Below are 15,931 nucleotides of genomic sequence, written 5' to 3' on the forward strand. Positions count from 1 at the left end.
CTTGGTGGCGATCTGCTTGGCGGTTTGACGGGTGGTCTGACGGGCACCGATGGCCTGCTCGATCCGGTTGTGTCGGATGGTGGCCTGCTGGGCGATCTGACCGGGAACAGCGGTCTTTTGGGCGATGTGACGGGCAATGATGGCGTCTTGGGTGAGGTCATTGGCGATGCCGGTCTGGTGTCGGATCTGACGGGTCTGGCCTTGGTCACGGATGGCACAGCGGATGCGTCCGGCGGCCTTTTGGGCGGCTTGACGGACGGGTTGTTGGGTGGCGAAGGCGGTCTGCTCGATGGCGTGCTTGGCGGCGATCTTCTGGGTGGCCTGACCGATGGTCTGCTGGACGGCGGGCTTCTTGATGGCCTGACGAGCCTGACCGACGATGTTGCCCTCTAAGGGACGATGACACCATGGGATCGGGCGGCACACGCGGCCCGATCGCAACCAAGACGGATGTCGAGGGCGCAAGACATCCTGAAATCTCCCGCCCCTAACGTCTGGCACGTTGGGGGCGGGTTGTTGACCCAGAGCGGTGTGTTTTGTACCAAATGATCCGTGGGATGACGTCATCCGGCCTGTAGGATGATTGAGAGTCTCGCTGTTGTGCGGGTGGGATGCTGCGTGACAGCCAATACAAAGGCGTATGCGATGGGCAAGAAAAAGCGGTCCCGAAACGTGCCAAAAGCAGATGCACGACAGGGGAAGACCGACAGACCCAATGCGTTGATGTCGCCGCTTGCACAGCAGTCCAAAGCCCCGTTGACCGTGCTTTTGGCGCAGGCCAAAGCGGCTTTGACCTATGCGCTGGTGCCCTCCGACGTTGAAACGCCGCCGTCCGCTCCGCTGCGCCTCTTCTTCTCCATGAGTGACGGGACCAAACGCGCAGATGTCGTGCATTTCGTTGGGCGCGATCTGGCGGACATCTGGGAAAAAGTAGAGACATGGCGGGGGGCTTTGGCCAATCCCTGCCCGGCGATCCGTTGGTTGAGAGTGGATTGGGTTGACCAAACATGGGACCTGACATGGCACCACTGCCAATTGGCGCTTGAGAACAGCAAGCGGAGTTACTTTCGCTATGGCCTCGCACTTGACCATGGATTTGAACAGGCATTTTTAGAGCAGGAACTCAATGCCAATGCGATGTTGTATCTTGGCGGCACCGTCGAACAGGCCGGTGTGAACGAAAAGAACTTCAACATTTATGCGCGCCGACGTTTTGGCGCAGGCTTCCAATTGCCTCAAGACCCCGCGCATCAGGTCCGTTTGTTTTCGACCCAAGCTTTCCTTTTACAGCCGGGTCATGGTCCGATCCGGCTGCACGGCTTTAGCGGCGGGGCCGAGGGGCGGGATACCGGGCGCAGGAGTGTGACGGATCTCGACGAAACCACTGTGGAAAGCATGGTCGCGCAATCCAGTCGGTTTTTGGCGACCCAAGTCGATGAACAGGGCCAGTTTGTCTATGGGATTCATCCGTGTTTTGACCGGGAGATTAAGGCCTATAACACCCTGCGCCACACCAGCACGATCTATTCCATGTTGGAGGCGTGGGAGGTCACGCAGGACGCGGGGGTCAAAGCCGCGATCGACCGCGCGCTTCGGTTCATGACCCAGAGTCTCATTCGTCGGTTCACCTTGCCGGATGGGAAAGAGGTCGCGTATCTGCAAGACCTGAACAATGAATTCAAACTGGGGGGCAGTGCTGTCGCCCTTTTGGCGCTTGTCAAATACACCGAATTGACGGGGGATCAGAGCCACCTGCCGCTGTTGGACCACTTGGCGGAGGGCATCCGACGGGTGCAAGACCCAAGGACCGGGCAACTGCCCCATGTGCTCAATTCCACGGATCTCAGCGTCAAAGAAACCTTTCGGATCATATATTACGATGGGGAGGCCGCTTTTGGATTGATGCGGCTCTATGGGTTGACCAAAGACGCGCGGTGGTTGCAAACGGTTGAAAAGGCGTTTGATTACTTTATCGCGCAACAGCATTGGAAAAGTCACGATCACTGGCTCAGCTATTGCGTCAACGAATTGACGCTCTATCGGCCAGAGGAGCGCTATTTCCGGTTTGGCATCCAAAACGTGGTTGGGTATCTGGATTTTGTGATTGACCGCATCACGACCTTTCCCACCCTGCTTGAGTTGATGATGGCCGCGCATAAGATGATTGTGCGATTGCAGGGCAGCGATGCGCACCGCCCTCTTTTGAAACATCTTGATCTTGATAAGTTCTACCGCGCCCTCGAAACGCGTGCGCATTACCTGATGAACGGGTTTTTCTGGCCGGAAATCGCGATGTATTTCAAAAACCCCCAACGTATATTGGGCAGTTTTTTCATTCGCCATCACGGGTTCCGCGTCAGGATCGACGATGTCGAACATTATCTGTCGGGCTATACGGCCTATCTTTTGCACTATTTGCGGGATGGAAACCGCCATGGAACGCGCCCGACAGACGCGGCGGAACCGCCGAAACTGACAGGGCATGTTCCGGATGTGGACGACACACCGTCTCTGAGCGCACCCGCCATTTTGGCTTGGGGGGGCGACGTCAATTTGGGGCGTCGTCAACATTACAGATCAAAGCAGCTGGGGTATGATCAGGTCCTCGACATTCCCGAGCTTAAGTCTGCCGATCTGTCGATCGTGAATTTGGAATGCGTTGTCAGTTCGCTCGGCGCACAAGGTGTGATCAAGGGCGAGGGGGGGCCATATTATTATCGCGCCCGGCCTGAAATGTTGAACATCCTGACGGCGGCCAACATCGACGCGGTGGCCGTGGCCAACAATCACAGTGGGGATTACGGCCCCCAAGCGTTGATGCAGCAACAGGATATCCTGCGCGCACTTGGCATTGCCTGCGCCGGCAGTGGGCGCACCAGAGACGAGGCCTTTCGTCCCACGTTTTGTACCGCTGGCGCGTTGCGCGTTGCGCTGTTTAGTGTCGATGCAACCCAGCACCGGTTTGCCGCGACAGATGATACGCCGGGCACCGCATATTTGCCGTTGGATGATCCACAGACGTGGCGAGAGGTATTTGAACCGCGCATCGCCGAGGCCAAGACACAAGCCGATCTTGCCATAATCGCCGTGCATTGGGGGGCGAACAATGCGGCCGCACCGGATGACGATGAAATCGCAGTTGGCCATGCCTTGATTGATGCGGGTGCTGATGCTGTGCTGGGTGCCTCGGCGCATCGGTTGCAGGGCATCGAAATCTACAAGGCCAAGCCGATCATCCATGACGCGGGTGATCTTTTGTTCGACTCCATCCGCAGTCAGTTTTCTGACGGCGGGGTGTTCCGGTTGGGGGTCGGCGCAGAGGGCGTGAAGTGGGTTGAATTTATTCCGGTGGGGGTTGGCTTTGGCTTTAGCCAGCGCCTGCGCGGGGATGCCGCGCGCGGTGTGATACAGCGGTTTCAAAGCAAATGCCAAAGCATCGGGACGACATTGACGTGCCACGAAGACCGGGCCTCTGTGGCACTCGTGCCACCGTCAGACGCGGAAAAACCCGTGGCGCGAAAGGGCGCATCACCGCGGTGCCATCCGGTTGAGGTTTTGCAGGCCTATGAGGCTGATGCGACGTATGGGCAGGTTCCCTATGTGCCCGAAGAGGCGCGTATAAAGCCGGTGAAAATAAACGGTTTGACGCTGTTAGGGGTGCGCCTGAGCCCGCAAAATATCACGCATCGGCGGATGCTTTGGGTTGAGACCTGGTGGTCCAGTGACATCCCGCTCTCTGAAGATCTTCGATTGAGCTATACGGCGGTCCCTCGCGGGCAGGGGCCGGTGGTGGAATGGGGGCGCGGTATGGATCATGATCCGTGCGACTGGATGCTTCCCACCCGTCGCTGGGTTCCCGGACGGATTTATAGAGACCATTTTGGTCTGCGTCCGCCGCCGTTAAAACACTTGAGCAACGCACCGCTGCAGTTGGAAATTCGTGTGCTGGGGCGGGCACCGAATACACAGTGTTATCTGCATCCAAAACTGGTGCCGGTACACTTGGCAGAGACGGACTCTGCGCTGAACCTGACCTACCGCACAGAGTTCCCTGATCTGGAACATCACAGTCAAACGCATCAAACATGGACTGCGGATCAGCTTCAGGCGATCACGGGAGGCCAGTGGCTGACCGCGCCGCAAAAAGGGTGGTTCGTGCGCTCTGTGGTCAATGGTCAGAAACATATTGAGATGCGAGATGCCCCGGTCTTGTTTGTGGCCCACACCAATCGCGAACGCGCGTTTCACGAAGGCGCGGCCCAGCCGATCAAAACGATCGGCGACCGCCATCCGGTGGTGGCGCAGAACATCAACCGTTTGGCCGGGGCGATTGTCAGTAAAGCCATTGCAAATGTGCCAAGCGATTTCCCGCAGTTGTTGGTCGATGATCCGATCAAGGCCAATATGGAACTGGGCTTTGCGGCCCGTCAGCGGTTTCAGGGGCCAGTGATCGCCGTGACAGGGACGGTTGGGAAATCCTCAACCCTCAGGTTGCTCGAAACACTGTTTGATCCCGGATGTGCCCTGAAAAGCGTGGACAACTATAACTCGCGTGTTGGCGTGCCGATCCAATTGGCCAGCCTTGCGCCCGACCATCAGGCTGCTTTGCTCGAAATTGCACAATCTGCGCTCTGGATGAACCGTGGTCCAATCACCCGATGGGTGCATCCGACCATGGCCATAATCACGGAAATCGGCCTGTCACAAACCAACAGGATGATCAAGACAACTGAGGATGTTGCGCGTTGGAAATCGAGGGTTTTCGATGGGCTGATGCCGGGTGGGATTGCCGTGATCGGCGAACATTTGGCGCATTTTGAGACCATCCACGCCAAGGCAACCCAACATGCAAGCCGGGTCCTGACCTTTGGGCCCAGCCCGAACGCCCATTTGCGTGTGCTGGATCACGCCGCTGAGGGCCGATCGACCCGGCTCACGGTGGAGCTGGCGGGTCAGACCCATGAGGTGACGCTGCCCTTTGTCAGTCAGGGCATGTTGAACAACGCAGTCGCAACGCTCGTCGTTGCTCATGCGCTTGGGCGCGATCTGCAGGACAGCGTTCAAAGGCTGGAGGCATACAGGCCGGAAGAGGGGCGTTTGGTCCAATATGTCTGTCACTTGGGTGGGCACAAGGTGCAGGTGCTGGATGACAGTTGGAACGCCGAAGTCCTTTCGATGTTGAATGCCTTCACTGAACTTGAACGACAGCACGTGGCGGGCCGGAAAATCGCAGTGCTCGGGCGCATTGTCCATCTTGGCGATCAGGCGGCCAAGCTACACGAGGCGCTAGCTGCGCCCTTATTGGCGACGGGTGCGTCCCTTGTTCTGACGCATGGGGACGAGATGCGGCATCTGCGAAAGAGGTTGCCGGAGGCCGTTTTGGGGCCGCATTTTTCGAGTGCGCCCGCGCTTTTTGCCACTCTCAAAGACACCGTGAAAGAGGGGGATTTTATCCTCCTGAAAGGATCGCGTCGGGATTCAGACTTTGGTGATCTGTCCCGTTGGCTCAATACGCTCAAGGTTTTGTAAACTGAAATGGCAAGCTCTGGCAAAGCTGTGTCACAGAATCAGGATAGGTATACCCGCCTTGTGTAGGGGGTGTTGTGCTGGACGACGCCAGATTTATTCAAGGCACATCACATAAAATCAATTCTTAGTGATGTATAGACATATCCTATAGGTCATGTAAATACATTATAAAGAATATATAATATTGCGTATGAAACCTAAAAATTGAAATTTCATTGCTTTAGTCCTTGAAAAAGGATGGCCTTAAATCTCTAAAGTTACTTCGTATGGTGTGTCGTTAATCCTTTCGACACTTTCATGGTCAAAAATATCAATGTGGTGAGCATGAGCCCATGAATCACCCCGTCCACAAGACTTTCGGAGAGAACGCACAGATGAAATTCTTCAAGCCTGCAAAAGCCTTAGCAAAACGTTTCACTCGTGAAGAGGACGGTGCCACAGCAATCGAATATGGCCTGTTTGCCGCTCTGATCGCCGCCGTCATTATTGTGGCTGTCAGCAATATTGGCAAAAACGTGAACTCGGGTTTCGAAAGTGTAAATACTGCACTCTGTGACAATACTTCTGCAACTGCTTGCCCTACATCATGATGTCGCGCCTGGGACTGTCCGGGCGCGTGACCATGGTTTTGGCAACATCCACTTTGGTGGCGGGCTCCGCAGTCTGGTTTGGGCTTTTGCAAAAAGACCAACCCTCCCTGCCGCAACTCCCCCAAATGGAAGCACAAACCAAGACCGAACGTGTCTTGGTCGCGGCTCATACCGTTGTTGCTGGGACACAAGTCACGCCCGCAGGCTACACATTTACAGAGATGGCGTCCGATCAAGTTCACGATGGGTTTCTCGTGGACAGCCCGGCCAATCAGGCGGCTCTTGCCGTGTTGACTGTGGCGCGGACTGTTCCAAGTGGCACGCCCTTTGTGGCCGAAGATTTGATACCACCCGAAACGGCCGTCTCTGGTGCAAAACCACCAGTGCACACAAGCGCCTCGGCTCTGCGGCTGACCGAAGGCATGCGCGCGATTGCTCTGCCGGTGACGGCGGAAACCTCTGTGGCAGGGTTGATCAGGAATGGCGACCGGGTCGACATCTTGCTGTCTTACGCATTGGAAGACGGCCTGATCGCAATCCGCACCGTTTTGCGCAACGTGCGTATTATTGCCACGGATCAGATCCCGGAGCAGGCCCCGGAGAGCGAGCCGGTCGAACCCAAAGCGCCGCCCAAGATCGTCACATTTGAACTCACGCCCGACGGGGCAAAAGTTTTGGTCCTGGCCCAGAAGATGGGTGATCTGATGCTGGTACTGAGCGGCGGCGAGGAGGGGAATGCGCCGATCATTGCCGACGACACTCCAATCTTTTCTTCTCAGATTTCCGGTGAAACGACGAAACCACTGCCGCCGATCAACAGCCGCAGTGTTGCGGTCGTGCGCGGCGCAGAGAGCCGGATGAATGTCCTCACCGTTGCGGATGCCATCGAGCCGGGCGAGATCGGTCGCCCGCTGCCTTCATCAGAGGCGGCCATTGTTGCCGTTCCTCCCACTCAAGGTGATTAATGCATTTCTTTCAAACGTCTAAGATTTTGAAACGCATGTGCGCGGGTCTGCGTCACGTGTGCCTGTGCGCGCTTTTGATCGGCTTTGCGATGCCAAGTGCCGCGCAAACGCTGGTAGAAACCCGCAACCGTGATGTTAATCTTTTTGCTGGACAGGGCAAATTGATCAAACTTGAGAACCCCGCGGAAACGGTGTTTTTGGCCAACCCGGACGTGGCCGATATTGAGATCAAGTCCCCTAGACTTTTGTATATATACGGCAAGGCGATTGGAGAGACGACGCTTTTTGTCATCGACGATCAGGAAGAGGTGACTCTGAGCAGTGTCGTAAAGGTCTCTTATAATATGGACGCGATGAGCCGCGCCGCCCATGCCGCACTCCCATCGGGAAACTTCGCAGTCTCTGAAGTGGGTGGCGCGGTCGTTTTGAGCGGCAAGGTCAACACGATTTCTGATGCTGAACAAATTGAATCCGTGGTGCGACAACTGGCGGGACCCGAGACCGCTTTGATCAACAGTCTCGCACTTGAAACCCCGCCGCAAATCAATTTGCAAGTGCGCATTGCTGAGGTGTCGCGAAGCGTCACAGAAAACCTTGGCGTGACGTGGTCTACCTTGTCGGGACAGGGCATTTCCGGTGGCGAAGCGGTCAGCGGCGGCTATTCGATTGCTGGTAACATTCGCAAAGGCGGAACCAACATCGGTGTGACGCTTGAGGCGCTGAAAGGTGAGGGATTGGTGACCATTTTGTCGGAACCCAATTTGACGGCGCGTTCGGGCGATAAGGCGAGTTTTCTCGCCGGCGGGCGCTTTCCTTACCAGACGAGAACAGCAGAAGATGTCCCCACGGTTCAATTCGAACCCTATGGAGTCGAGCTTGAATTCCTCCCCGAAGTTTTGCGCAGCAATCAAATCAAACTCAATGTTCGGACTCAAATCCGCGAGCTTGATTTTTCCAGCGGCAGCCAGACGAACACACAAAACTTTCCGCTGATCCTGGAACGAAGCGCGAGCACAACGATCGAAGTTGGCAGCGGCCAGAGCTTTGCCATCGCCGGATTGTTCAGCGCCTCGACGCAACAGGATGTCAAGGATGTGCCTGGCCTTGGCGATATCCCTATCTTGGGGGCCTTGTTCCGGTCGACGAGCTACCAAAAAGGTGAATCTGAGCTGGTCATCATTGTGACCCCCTACATCGTGGAGCCCGCGTCGCCTGACAAATTCAAGACGCCCTTGGATCACTTCGCGCCGGCGAACAGCCTTGATCGGAGTTTGTTGGGGGCCTTTTCGGCAGGAGAGCCGATTGAGGGGAATGCCCCCGTCTCCGTCAAAAATATTAACGGGAATGCGGGGTTCCTTTTGCAATGACTGTGACCAAAGCCAAAACCATTCTGGCGGGGCTTGTCCTGATGTGCCTTGCCGCTTGTGACACGCCAACGCCACACATCGGTGTCACCCAACGTTTGTCCGCCCCTTATGTCGAAGCGCAGCATCAATTCCGTTTTGCATCTGGAGCGTCCTCATTGTCCGCACAAGAACGCGCGCGGATCACGGGGTTTCTAAACCAGCTTGCGTTGAAAAATGGGGATTTTCTGATCGTGACGATCCCGTCGAGCGGACAACCCAAAATTGATGCGGAACGTCAGGCTGTGATGCAATCGCTTTTGGCACGTTCGGCCGCGAAAAAGCAGTATCTCATGGACACCTCTTTTGGGTCACGTCCGTCATACCGGCAAACCGGTGTCATTCGTGCCACGCGAACACAAGGTCTGCGCGTTGATTGCAAACCGAGTATCACCGATTTGGGCTGTGCCAGCGCCGCGAACCTTGCCGCCATGATTCACGAGCCGGGCGATGTCCTTGAGCCGGATATGACTGCCACCATGGCCCGTAGGGATGCGCCGCTTGAAGGACATCCGCAATGAGCCAGATGTTCCAGCCCTCCAAGACCGAGCGCCGTGTCGAGGCGTTTGTCACGACAGAAGAGGGCCGCGATGCCGTGATCCATCTGTTGCGACAGGCAGCACTGGACAGCAATGCGACGGTTCACACCGGCACGCTTCAAACCATGGCGCGCCTGTCAGGCATGACCACATTTGGCGATGTGATGATTGCAGAACTTGGTGAGACCTCGCTCGACGCCAATATCGAAGCGGTTCGTGATATCGTCGCGGATGGGACCGAAGTCATTCTGTTGGGTCGCGAAAATGACGTGGCAACATATCGGACCTTCTTGACCGCCGGGGCCAAGGACTACCTCCTGCTGCCTTTGGATACGAAGGGTCCATTGCCGGATCTTCTGTCGTCCGAGAGCATTCCTACAGAGGTAAAGCGTGCGCATGGAAGGGTCATTGCCGTTTGTGGAGTCTCCGGTGGCGTGGGTGCCAGTCTCTTGGCCGCCAATCTTTCGGTGGCGTGCAGAGCGGGCGGCGAGGGGACACCGACCGTCGGGCTGTTGGATGCCGATCTGGCCTTTGGCTCTTTGGCCGTTGATCTGGACATTGAGACCACGTCAGGCCTGTTTGAAGCCTTTTCAACACCGGAACGCGTGGACAGCACTTTCCTTCAGGCGACCATGCATGAATTGCAGCCGGGTCTGTCCGTCTACTCGGCTGAAATCGAAGACATGAGCTTGCTGCCGAGTTGCGAAATGGGTCTGTCCGCCCTTGTGTCTTCTTTGAAAGAGACGTTTTCGACCACTGTGATAGATCTTCCGCGGCGGTTGATTGCCGAGAAAAATCCGGTCTTGGATGTCGTCGACGATCTCATTTTGGTTTTGGCCCCCGGCTTTGGCGCGGTCCGGTCCGCAGGGCGTTTGATGGATCTGCTCAATCGAAATGCGGCAGGGGATGCGCCGCGGGTTTGGCTTGTGCTCACCCAGACCCGCCGGGATGCTGGCCTGAGTGCCAAGGAAGTCGCCGGGGCACTCGATCTGCCGGTCTCCTGCGCATTGCCTCCATGTGCGAGCGACATTGCGCGCGCTTATGTGAAAGGCACGCCCGTGCAATCCCTTGCCCCAAACAGCGCCTATGCCCGCCGTGTGGCACGCCTCGCACAGACCATGTGCAAAGGTCATGAGGCAGACAAAGTGCGGCAAACGTCCTGGTGGAAGAAAAGGGCGTAAGCCATGAGTGAGACCGTTTCATACCCGACTGACATCGCAACCGTGCGTCCGGTTATCGAAGCCCGCGTGCGGTCTTTGTTGGCCGATGGTGCGGTCACAGGTCTTTACGCGGTGAGTGCGGCGATTGATTGGTATCAGGACACGACCGAACAGAGCCTGTCGCGAGAGATGCAACGCGATTTGATGAAACATCTGGTGTCATTGACTGAGGTGCCAGAGGATACCCCACAGGCTGGGCCGGACGCCAGACCGCGGGCCCATTATCAACCAGAGTTCACCAGACGCGTCATGCGTTTGGGGGCGAAAATCGCGCCTGAGATCATGGACCTCCTTGATCTGCGCGCCCTTGCCGGATTGCAATATGTGGCACAACGCGGTGCCATTCGTGATGCGGTCATGTCCGTCAGTAAATCGCAACGGTTTGATTTGAATGGCGTCGAAAGCGCGGAACTCGTCGATTATGTCGTCGATGACATGCTCGGATTGGGGCCGCTCGAACGGCTTTTGGCAGATGACAGCATTTCCGAGATCATGGTCAACGGACCAGAGCAGGTTTACGTCGAACGTCACGGTCAGTTGGAATTGGCGGATATATCGTTTCGCGACGATGATCATGTTTTGACGATCGCGACGCGGATCGTGGGCGCTGTGGGTCGCCGCGTCGATGAAACCACGCCTTTGGTGGATGCCCGCCTGATGGATGGGAGCCGGATCAACGTGACCATCCCGCCGTTGGCCATTGATGGGCCAACCATGACCATTCGAAAATTCCCAAAAGATGACTTAAAACTCTCCGATTTGATGGACCGGGGCAGTCTCTCTGGCCCGATGGCGGACTTCCTGCGCATCGCCGCGCAATTGCGTCTCAATCTCCTTGTCTCTGGTGGAACCGGGTCGGGGAAGACCACGCTTTTGAACGCAATCTCGCGTGAAATTCCGGCGAATGAACGGATTGTCACGCTTGAGGACGCGGCTGAACTGCGGTTGCAGCAGCCCCATGTCGTGCGCTTGGAAACGCGTCCGCCCAATATTGAGGGCACGGGACAGGTGCCTATGCGCGCGCTGTTTCGCAATGCCCTGCGGATGCGTCCTGACCGGATCATCATCGGTGAGGTGCGCAGCGAGGAAGCGTTTGATTTGTTGCAGGCGATGAACACGGGACATGACGGTTCAATGAGTACATTGCACGCGAACACCCCCCGTGAAGCCCTGACACGCATGGAAAATTTGATCGCCATGTCGGGGATTGTCTTGCCGACGGTCTTCGTTCGGCAACAACTCCGGGATGCCATTCATCTGATCGTCCAGATTTCGCGCATGCGGGACGGGGTGCGGCGGGTGACATCCATTTCTGAGATTGTGGGAGGCGAAGAGTCGGTGATCAGCCTTCAGGAATTGTTCCGCTTTGTGCCTGAACCCACACAAGGGCGCGAGACACTTCGCGGGCAATTTGTGTCCAGCGGATTGACGCCGGGCTTTATTGATCGAGCGATTGAACACGGTCTTGATGGCAAATTGCGCCAGATCGTGAGTGTCCAAAGATGATCGCCTCCGCTGTTCTATTCCTTTTGATTTTTACGGCCTGCCTCACGATCGGCACGGTTGGGTTGATGCTCACGGACAGAAGCCGTCGCATTCGACGCGCGCGCCTTGTGAGATACTCAGCGGATCATCCGGGCGCGACCTCAGAACTGGTGCGCAAAAGAGTGTCGCAAACCACCAATACCGTTGCCCAAGCGGCGCTGAAACAACGGCAGGCCGGGATTCAGGGGCTCTTGCAACGGCGGGTGCGTGAGGCAGGCCTGACCATGTCACCTCTGTCCAGCCTTCTCGTCATGGGCCTCATCGCCGCCCTGACAAGTGTGGGTCTTGCCATGGCAACCCCGCTCTCCAAGCCCTTGGTGGGGCTGATTTCGTTCGGGAGCGGATGGATCGTTTTGAATGCTGTTTTCGATGTTCTGAAAGCGCGCAGGATCGGGCGTTTCACCGAGGCATTGCCGGATTGTCTTGATGTTTTTGCGCGTGGGTTGCGTGCGGGGCAACCCCTGAGCGAGGCCTTGGGGCTTGTGGCGAGTCACGCCTCGGGTATCGCGCAAGAAGAGTTCCTGCGCTGCCGCGATGAGCATCGTGTCGGCAGACCGCTTGATGAGACGCTTGCCAGTATGGCGGACCGTATCGCAACGCCTGAGGCCCGGTTCATTGCTGTCGCAACAAATTTGCAGGCGGAAACGGGCGGTAATCTTGTGGAGACGTTGGAGAACCTTGCCGTCCTTTTGCGCGATCGGCGTAAACTGCGTAAAAAAGCCGCCGCCTTATCCGCAGAAACCCGTGTCAGCGCTGTGATCTTATCCAGTCTGCCCTTTGGGATTGGCTTGATCATCTTCATGTTCAACCCCGGCTATCTTGCACCCCTGATCCAAGACCCTCGGGGGCTCTTGCTGACGACTGTTGGGGTTCTGAGCCTCTGTTTGGGCATATTTAGCATGTACAAACTGTCCCGGATTGATGTCTGATATGGGATATTTGGGCCTCATATTCCTACTTCTGCTCATTCTTGGGCTGAGCCTTGTGCAACTGATCGCCTTGGCTTTGATTGACCATCGAATGCGGCGCGGCCGATTGGATCGCTGCATCACGTCGACGGGTAAAAAGACCAAAGATGTCGTCTCTCAACCTATGTCCTTGAGAGCTGGAGAGATTTTGAGACGGATGGCGGCAGTGACTGCGGAACGCGTGTCCGTGGTTAAGGGCGATGAGGCGGAGACCTCAGCAGCTCTTTTGAAATCTGCGGGCATTCGCAGTCGTGACGCGCATCTGATTTACGCCTTTCTAAAGCTCGTCCTGCCTGTGGCCGCTGTGATCCTGTCGGTGCTCTGGCTGAGTCTCAATTCTGAAGAGGGGGTCAAGCCCCTCACCGCAATCGTTGTGGTGTGCGCGACAGCTTTGGTCCTGTCACGGGCACCGGATGCCGTCTTATCCCACAAGCGGAAGCGGCGGCTTGACAAAGTGCGGCGCAATTTCCCGGACATGCTTGAATTACTTGTGATCACAAGCGAAGCGGGGCTTGCGCCCGTCCCGGCACTTGGTCGTGTGGCGCGAGAGCTCTATGCGGCATGTCCCGACCTTGCCATTGAAATACAACAGTTGGTCGTTGAACTTGGGGTGTTGCCAGAACGCGAACAGGCTTGGCGCAATCTGGAGGAGCGGCTGCCTTTGCCAGAGGTGTCCGTGTTCGCCAATGCGATGGCACAAGCCGGGCGCTACGGCACGCCCTTTCGCGGCGCGTTGCGCTCTTTGATGTTGGATGCGCGCGCTCAAAGACTTTTGAGGTTAGAGGAACAGGCGGGGCGTCTCCCGGCGTTGATGACCGTGCCGCTCATCCTGTTCATCATGCCCGCGCTTTTCATCGTGCTGATCGGTCCGGCCGCTCTGAGCATTCTGGACAATCTCATGAAGGGAGGGGCGTGATCGTGACACGGTTGCAACGATATCGGCGCGAAGACGCAGGCGCGACGGCGGTCGAATTCGCGCTTGTGCTGCCATTGTTGCTGAGCATCCTGTTCGGGATCATCACCTTTGGCCAGTATTTCGCCATCGCCAACAGCCTCCAACAATTCGCCGCCGAGGCCGCGCGGTATTCTGTGAGTGAACCGTTTCTTGCCGATAGGGAAGGGCGGGCGACAAGCTTTCTTGCTTCGCCAGGCGGGCGGTTCTCATTTTTGAACGCCAATCACATTTCCGCCGATATCGACATGATTGAGGGCACCATGCCGGCCATCCAGATCACGTTGACCTATGATCTCAGCGGCACAGCGGTTGAGGTTGCAGACAGCTTTCTCGGCATCGGGATCACTGAGATTACGCGGAGCAGCTACCTTGCGTATTAAAGCGTGTTTCCGAAAATACAGGTCTCAAAACGACGGTGCCGTGGCAATCATCGTCGCGCTTTTTCTGACGGTCGCTGTGGGCTTTATGGCCATAGGGATCGACCTCGGTTCGCTGTATTTTCGGCAAAAATCTTTGCAAACGCAGGCGGATATGACCGCGGTCAGTGCCGTTTTGAACCTGAGTGGCACACCGGATGACCATGCTCAGGCGACCGTCATTGGCAACAGGCTCGACGCCTTGGCGCTGACGTCTTTGGCATACGGTCGCTACATCTATGACAGCGCCATTCCGTCAGAGGACAGGTTTGAGACACGCGATCTGTCCGATGTGGATGTCAACGCGGCAGAGGTCGTTTTGAAAGATGCAGCACCTTTGTTTTTCTCTCAGACGTTTTTGGACACGGACAGCACCCCTCTTTCGGCTTCGGCAACGGCGGCACGATTTGATTTTGCATCTTTCAGTCTCGGATCGCGGTTGCTCGACTTGGATGGTGGCATTTTGAACGCGCTGCTCGGCGCGGCCCTTGGTTCAAACGTGTCGCTCTCTCTTTTGGATTACCAAGCCTTGCTGGATACACCGATTGATCTTCTGACCTTTACGGACGCGCTGGCGGTGCGTGCCGATCTTGTTGCGCTTGACTACGCGGATATACTCACCTCTGAGATCGACCTGCTCGATGTGGCGGGCGCGATATTGGATACCGGGCTTGTCTCAGGCTCAACAGATGTGCTGACGGCAATCCTGAATTGCACAGCCTGTGGGCCTTTTAATGCGTCTGAGCTGATCGGCATCTCCGGAGATAACGTGGCGATTCAACTGGAGGATCGTCTTGGCACGGTGTCTGTGTCGGCGCTTGATGTGCTGAAAGCAACGCTCGACATCGTCAATGCAAACCGCCTGATCGAGGCCGATGTCAGCCTGCCCATCCCAAATGTTCTGGGCAATGTGGATTTGGCTGTCGTTGTCGGCGAGCGCGAGGCGCATTCAAGTTGGATCAACCTCGGAGAACGCGGCGCGACGCTCCACACCGCGCAGGTGCGGCTGAAATTGGACGTTGATCTGTCTCCGTCTTTGCTCAGTGGACTTGGGGTGGGTGTGTCCGCCTTGGCCTTACGCCTGCCGGTTTATGCCGAAATCGCGAGCGCAACGGTCACATTGACAGATCTATACTGTGATGCGAGCGGCCCGAATGATCGGATCGCCAGTTTTGATACAGGTCTCACCCCATTCACCGGAACAAACGGCACGCATGTGGTTGAGATGTTCATCGGTGAATTCGATGCCCCAACCTTCGCGGACACGACCACACCCCTTGATGCGGCCAATCTGAACCCTGCGGACTTCTTGGATCTGGAGCTGAACCTCGCTTTGATCACGATTGACCTCTTCACCCTGCAATTGAAAGCCCATGCCGCCACAGGCAATGCGTTACAGCCGCAAATTGATTTCCTCGTGTCCGACATCGCAGGCAGCCCGAAAACGGTCGGGTCCGGCAGCCTGCTGACCTCGACGATTGCATCCTTGCTGGACCCCAACAATTTGGAGATCAGCGTCAGCAGTCAAAGCCAATCCATACTTGGCGGGCTGTTGTCGTTTTTGCTTGCACCGGTTGTCGCGCTTGTGGACGCCGTGCTCGACGTTTTGCCGGGGAAATTGCTTGGCGCTTTATTGACGCCGATTGATGCCTTGCTCGACGGCGTTTTGAATGTGCTCGGCATCGGGATCGGTCAGGCCGACCTCACCCTTGATGGCGTCGCCTGCGGAAAGGTTGTCCTTGTCCGATGATGCATGTTTCTGCCCACCCTCACACCCGCCCTCATCAGCTCGACCGGAGTA

The 15,931-nt window shown here is 56.7% G+C and carries 11 protein-coding genes and 1 pseudogene; all 12 read left to right on the forward strand.

The window, feature by feature from the left end:
- Positions 1-393, forward strand: a pseudogene (locus BLT54_RS22625) (BapA/Bap/LapF family prefix-like domain-containing protein); the annotation flags it as partial.
- Positions 394-645: 252 nt separating this feature from the next.
- The gene (locus BLT54_RS15970; RefSeq protein ID WP_218129400.1) at positions 646-5,529 is read left to right on the forward strand and encodes a CapA family protein; all 4,884 of its coding nucleotides are present in this window, start codon (positions 646-648) and stop codon (positions 5,527-5,529) included.
- A gap of 374 nt (positions 5,530-5,903) precedes the next feature.
- A complete protein-coding gene (locus tag BLT54_RS15975) occupies positions 5,904-6,119 on the forward strand; it encodes a Flp family type IVb pilin (protein ID WP_074646296.1) in 216 nt (71 codons plus the stop codon).
- Positions 6,116-7,084 (forward strand): Flp pilus assembly protein CpaB, encoded by a 969-nt coding sequence (gene cpaB / locus BLT54_RS15980; RefSeq protein WP_074646297.1) that lies wholly within the window; start codon positions 6,116-6,118, stop codon positions 7,082-7,084. Before BLT54_RS15975 ends, cpaB begins: the two co-directional genes overlap by 4 nt.
- On the forward strand, positions 7,084-8,451 hold the full coding sequence (locus tag BLT54_RS15985) for a type II and III secretion system protein family protein (RefSeq protein WP_074646298.1): 1,368 nt from the start codon (positions 7,084-7,086) through the stop codon (positions 8,449-8,451). Before cpaB ends, BLT54_RS15985 begins: the two co-directional genes overlap by 1 nt.
- Complete coding sequence (locus BLT54_RS15990) at positions 8,448-9,008, forward strand: CpaD family pilus assembly lipoprotein (RefSeq protein ID WP_074646299.1); 561 nt, start codon at positions 8,448-8,450, stop codon at positions 9,006-9,008. The genes BLT54_RS15985 and BLT54_RS15990 overlap by 4 nt, the downstream gene beginning before the upstream one ends.
- Positions 9,005-10,207 (forward strand): CpaE/TadZ family protein, encoded by a 1,203-nt coding sequence (locus BLT54_RS15995; protein WP_074646300.1) that lies wholly within the window; start codon positions 9,005-9,007, stop codon positions 10,205-10,207. The genes BLT54_RS15990 and BLT54_RS15995 overlap by 4 nt, the downstream gene beginning before the upstream one ends.
- 3 nt (positions 10,208-10,210) lie before the next feature.
- Positions 10,211-11,752 (forward strand): TadA family conjugal transfer-associated ATPase, encoded by a 1,542-nt coding sequence (locus BLT54_RS16000; protein WP_074646301.1) that lies wholly within the window; start codon positions 10,211-10,213, stop codon positions 11,750-11,752.
- The gene (locus tag BLT54_RS16005) at positions 11,749-12,720 is read left to right on the forward strand and encodes a type II secretion system F family protein (RefSeq protein WP_074646302.1); all 972 of its coding nucleotides are present in this window, start codon (positions 11,749-11,751) and stop codon (positions 12,718-12,720) included. Before BLT54_RS16000 ends, BLT54_RS16005 begins: the two co-directional genes overlap by 4 nt.
- Positions 12,721-12,916: 196 nt before the next feature.
- Positions 12,917-13,675 (forward strand): type II secretion system F family protein, encoded by a 759-nt coding sequence (locus BLT54_RS16010; RefSeq protein WP_245708032.1) that lies wholly within the window; start codon positions 12,917-12,919, stop codon positions 13,673-13,675.
- Positions 13,676-13,677: 2 nt separating this feature from the next.
- Positions 13,678-14,094, forward strand: a complete 417-nt coding sequence (locus BLT54_RS16015; protein WP_245708033.1) for a TadE/TadG family type IV pilus assembly protein — start codon at positions 13,678-13,680, stop codon at positions 14,092-14,094.
- Between the two features lie 40 nt (positions 14,095-14,134).
- Positions 14,135-15,880: a Tad domain-containing protein gene (locus BLT54_RS16020; RefSeq protein ID WP_074646305.1), complete on the forward strand. Its 1,746-nt coding sequence runs from the start codon at positions 14,135-14,137 to the stop codon at positions 15,878-15,880.
- Positions 15,881-15,931: the final 51 nt, after the last annotated feature.

This window comes from Celeribacter baekdonensis, from assembly GCF_900102315.1.
GTDB classification, from domain to species: Bacteria; Pseudomonadota; Alphaproteobacteria; order Rhodobacterales; family Rhodobacteraceae; genus Celeribacter; species Celeribacter baekdonensis.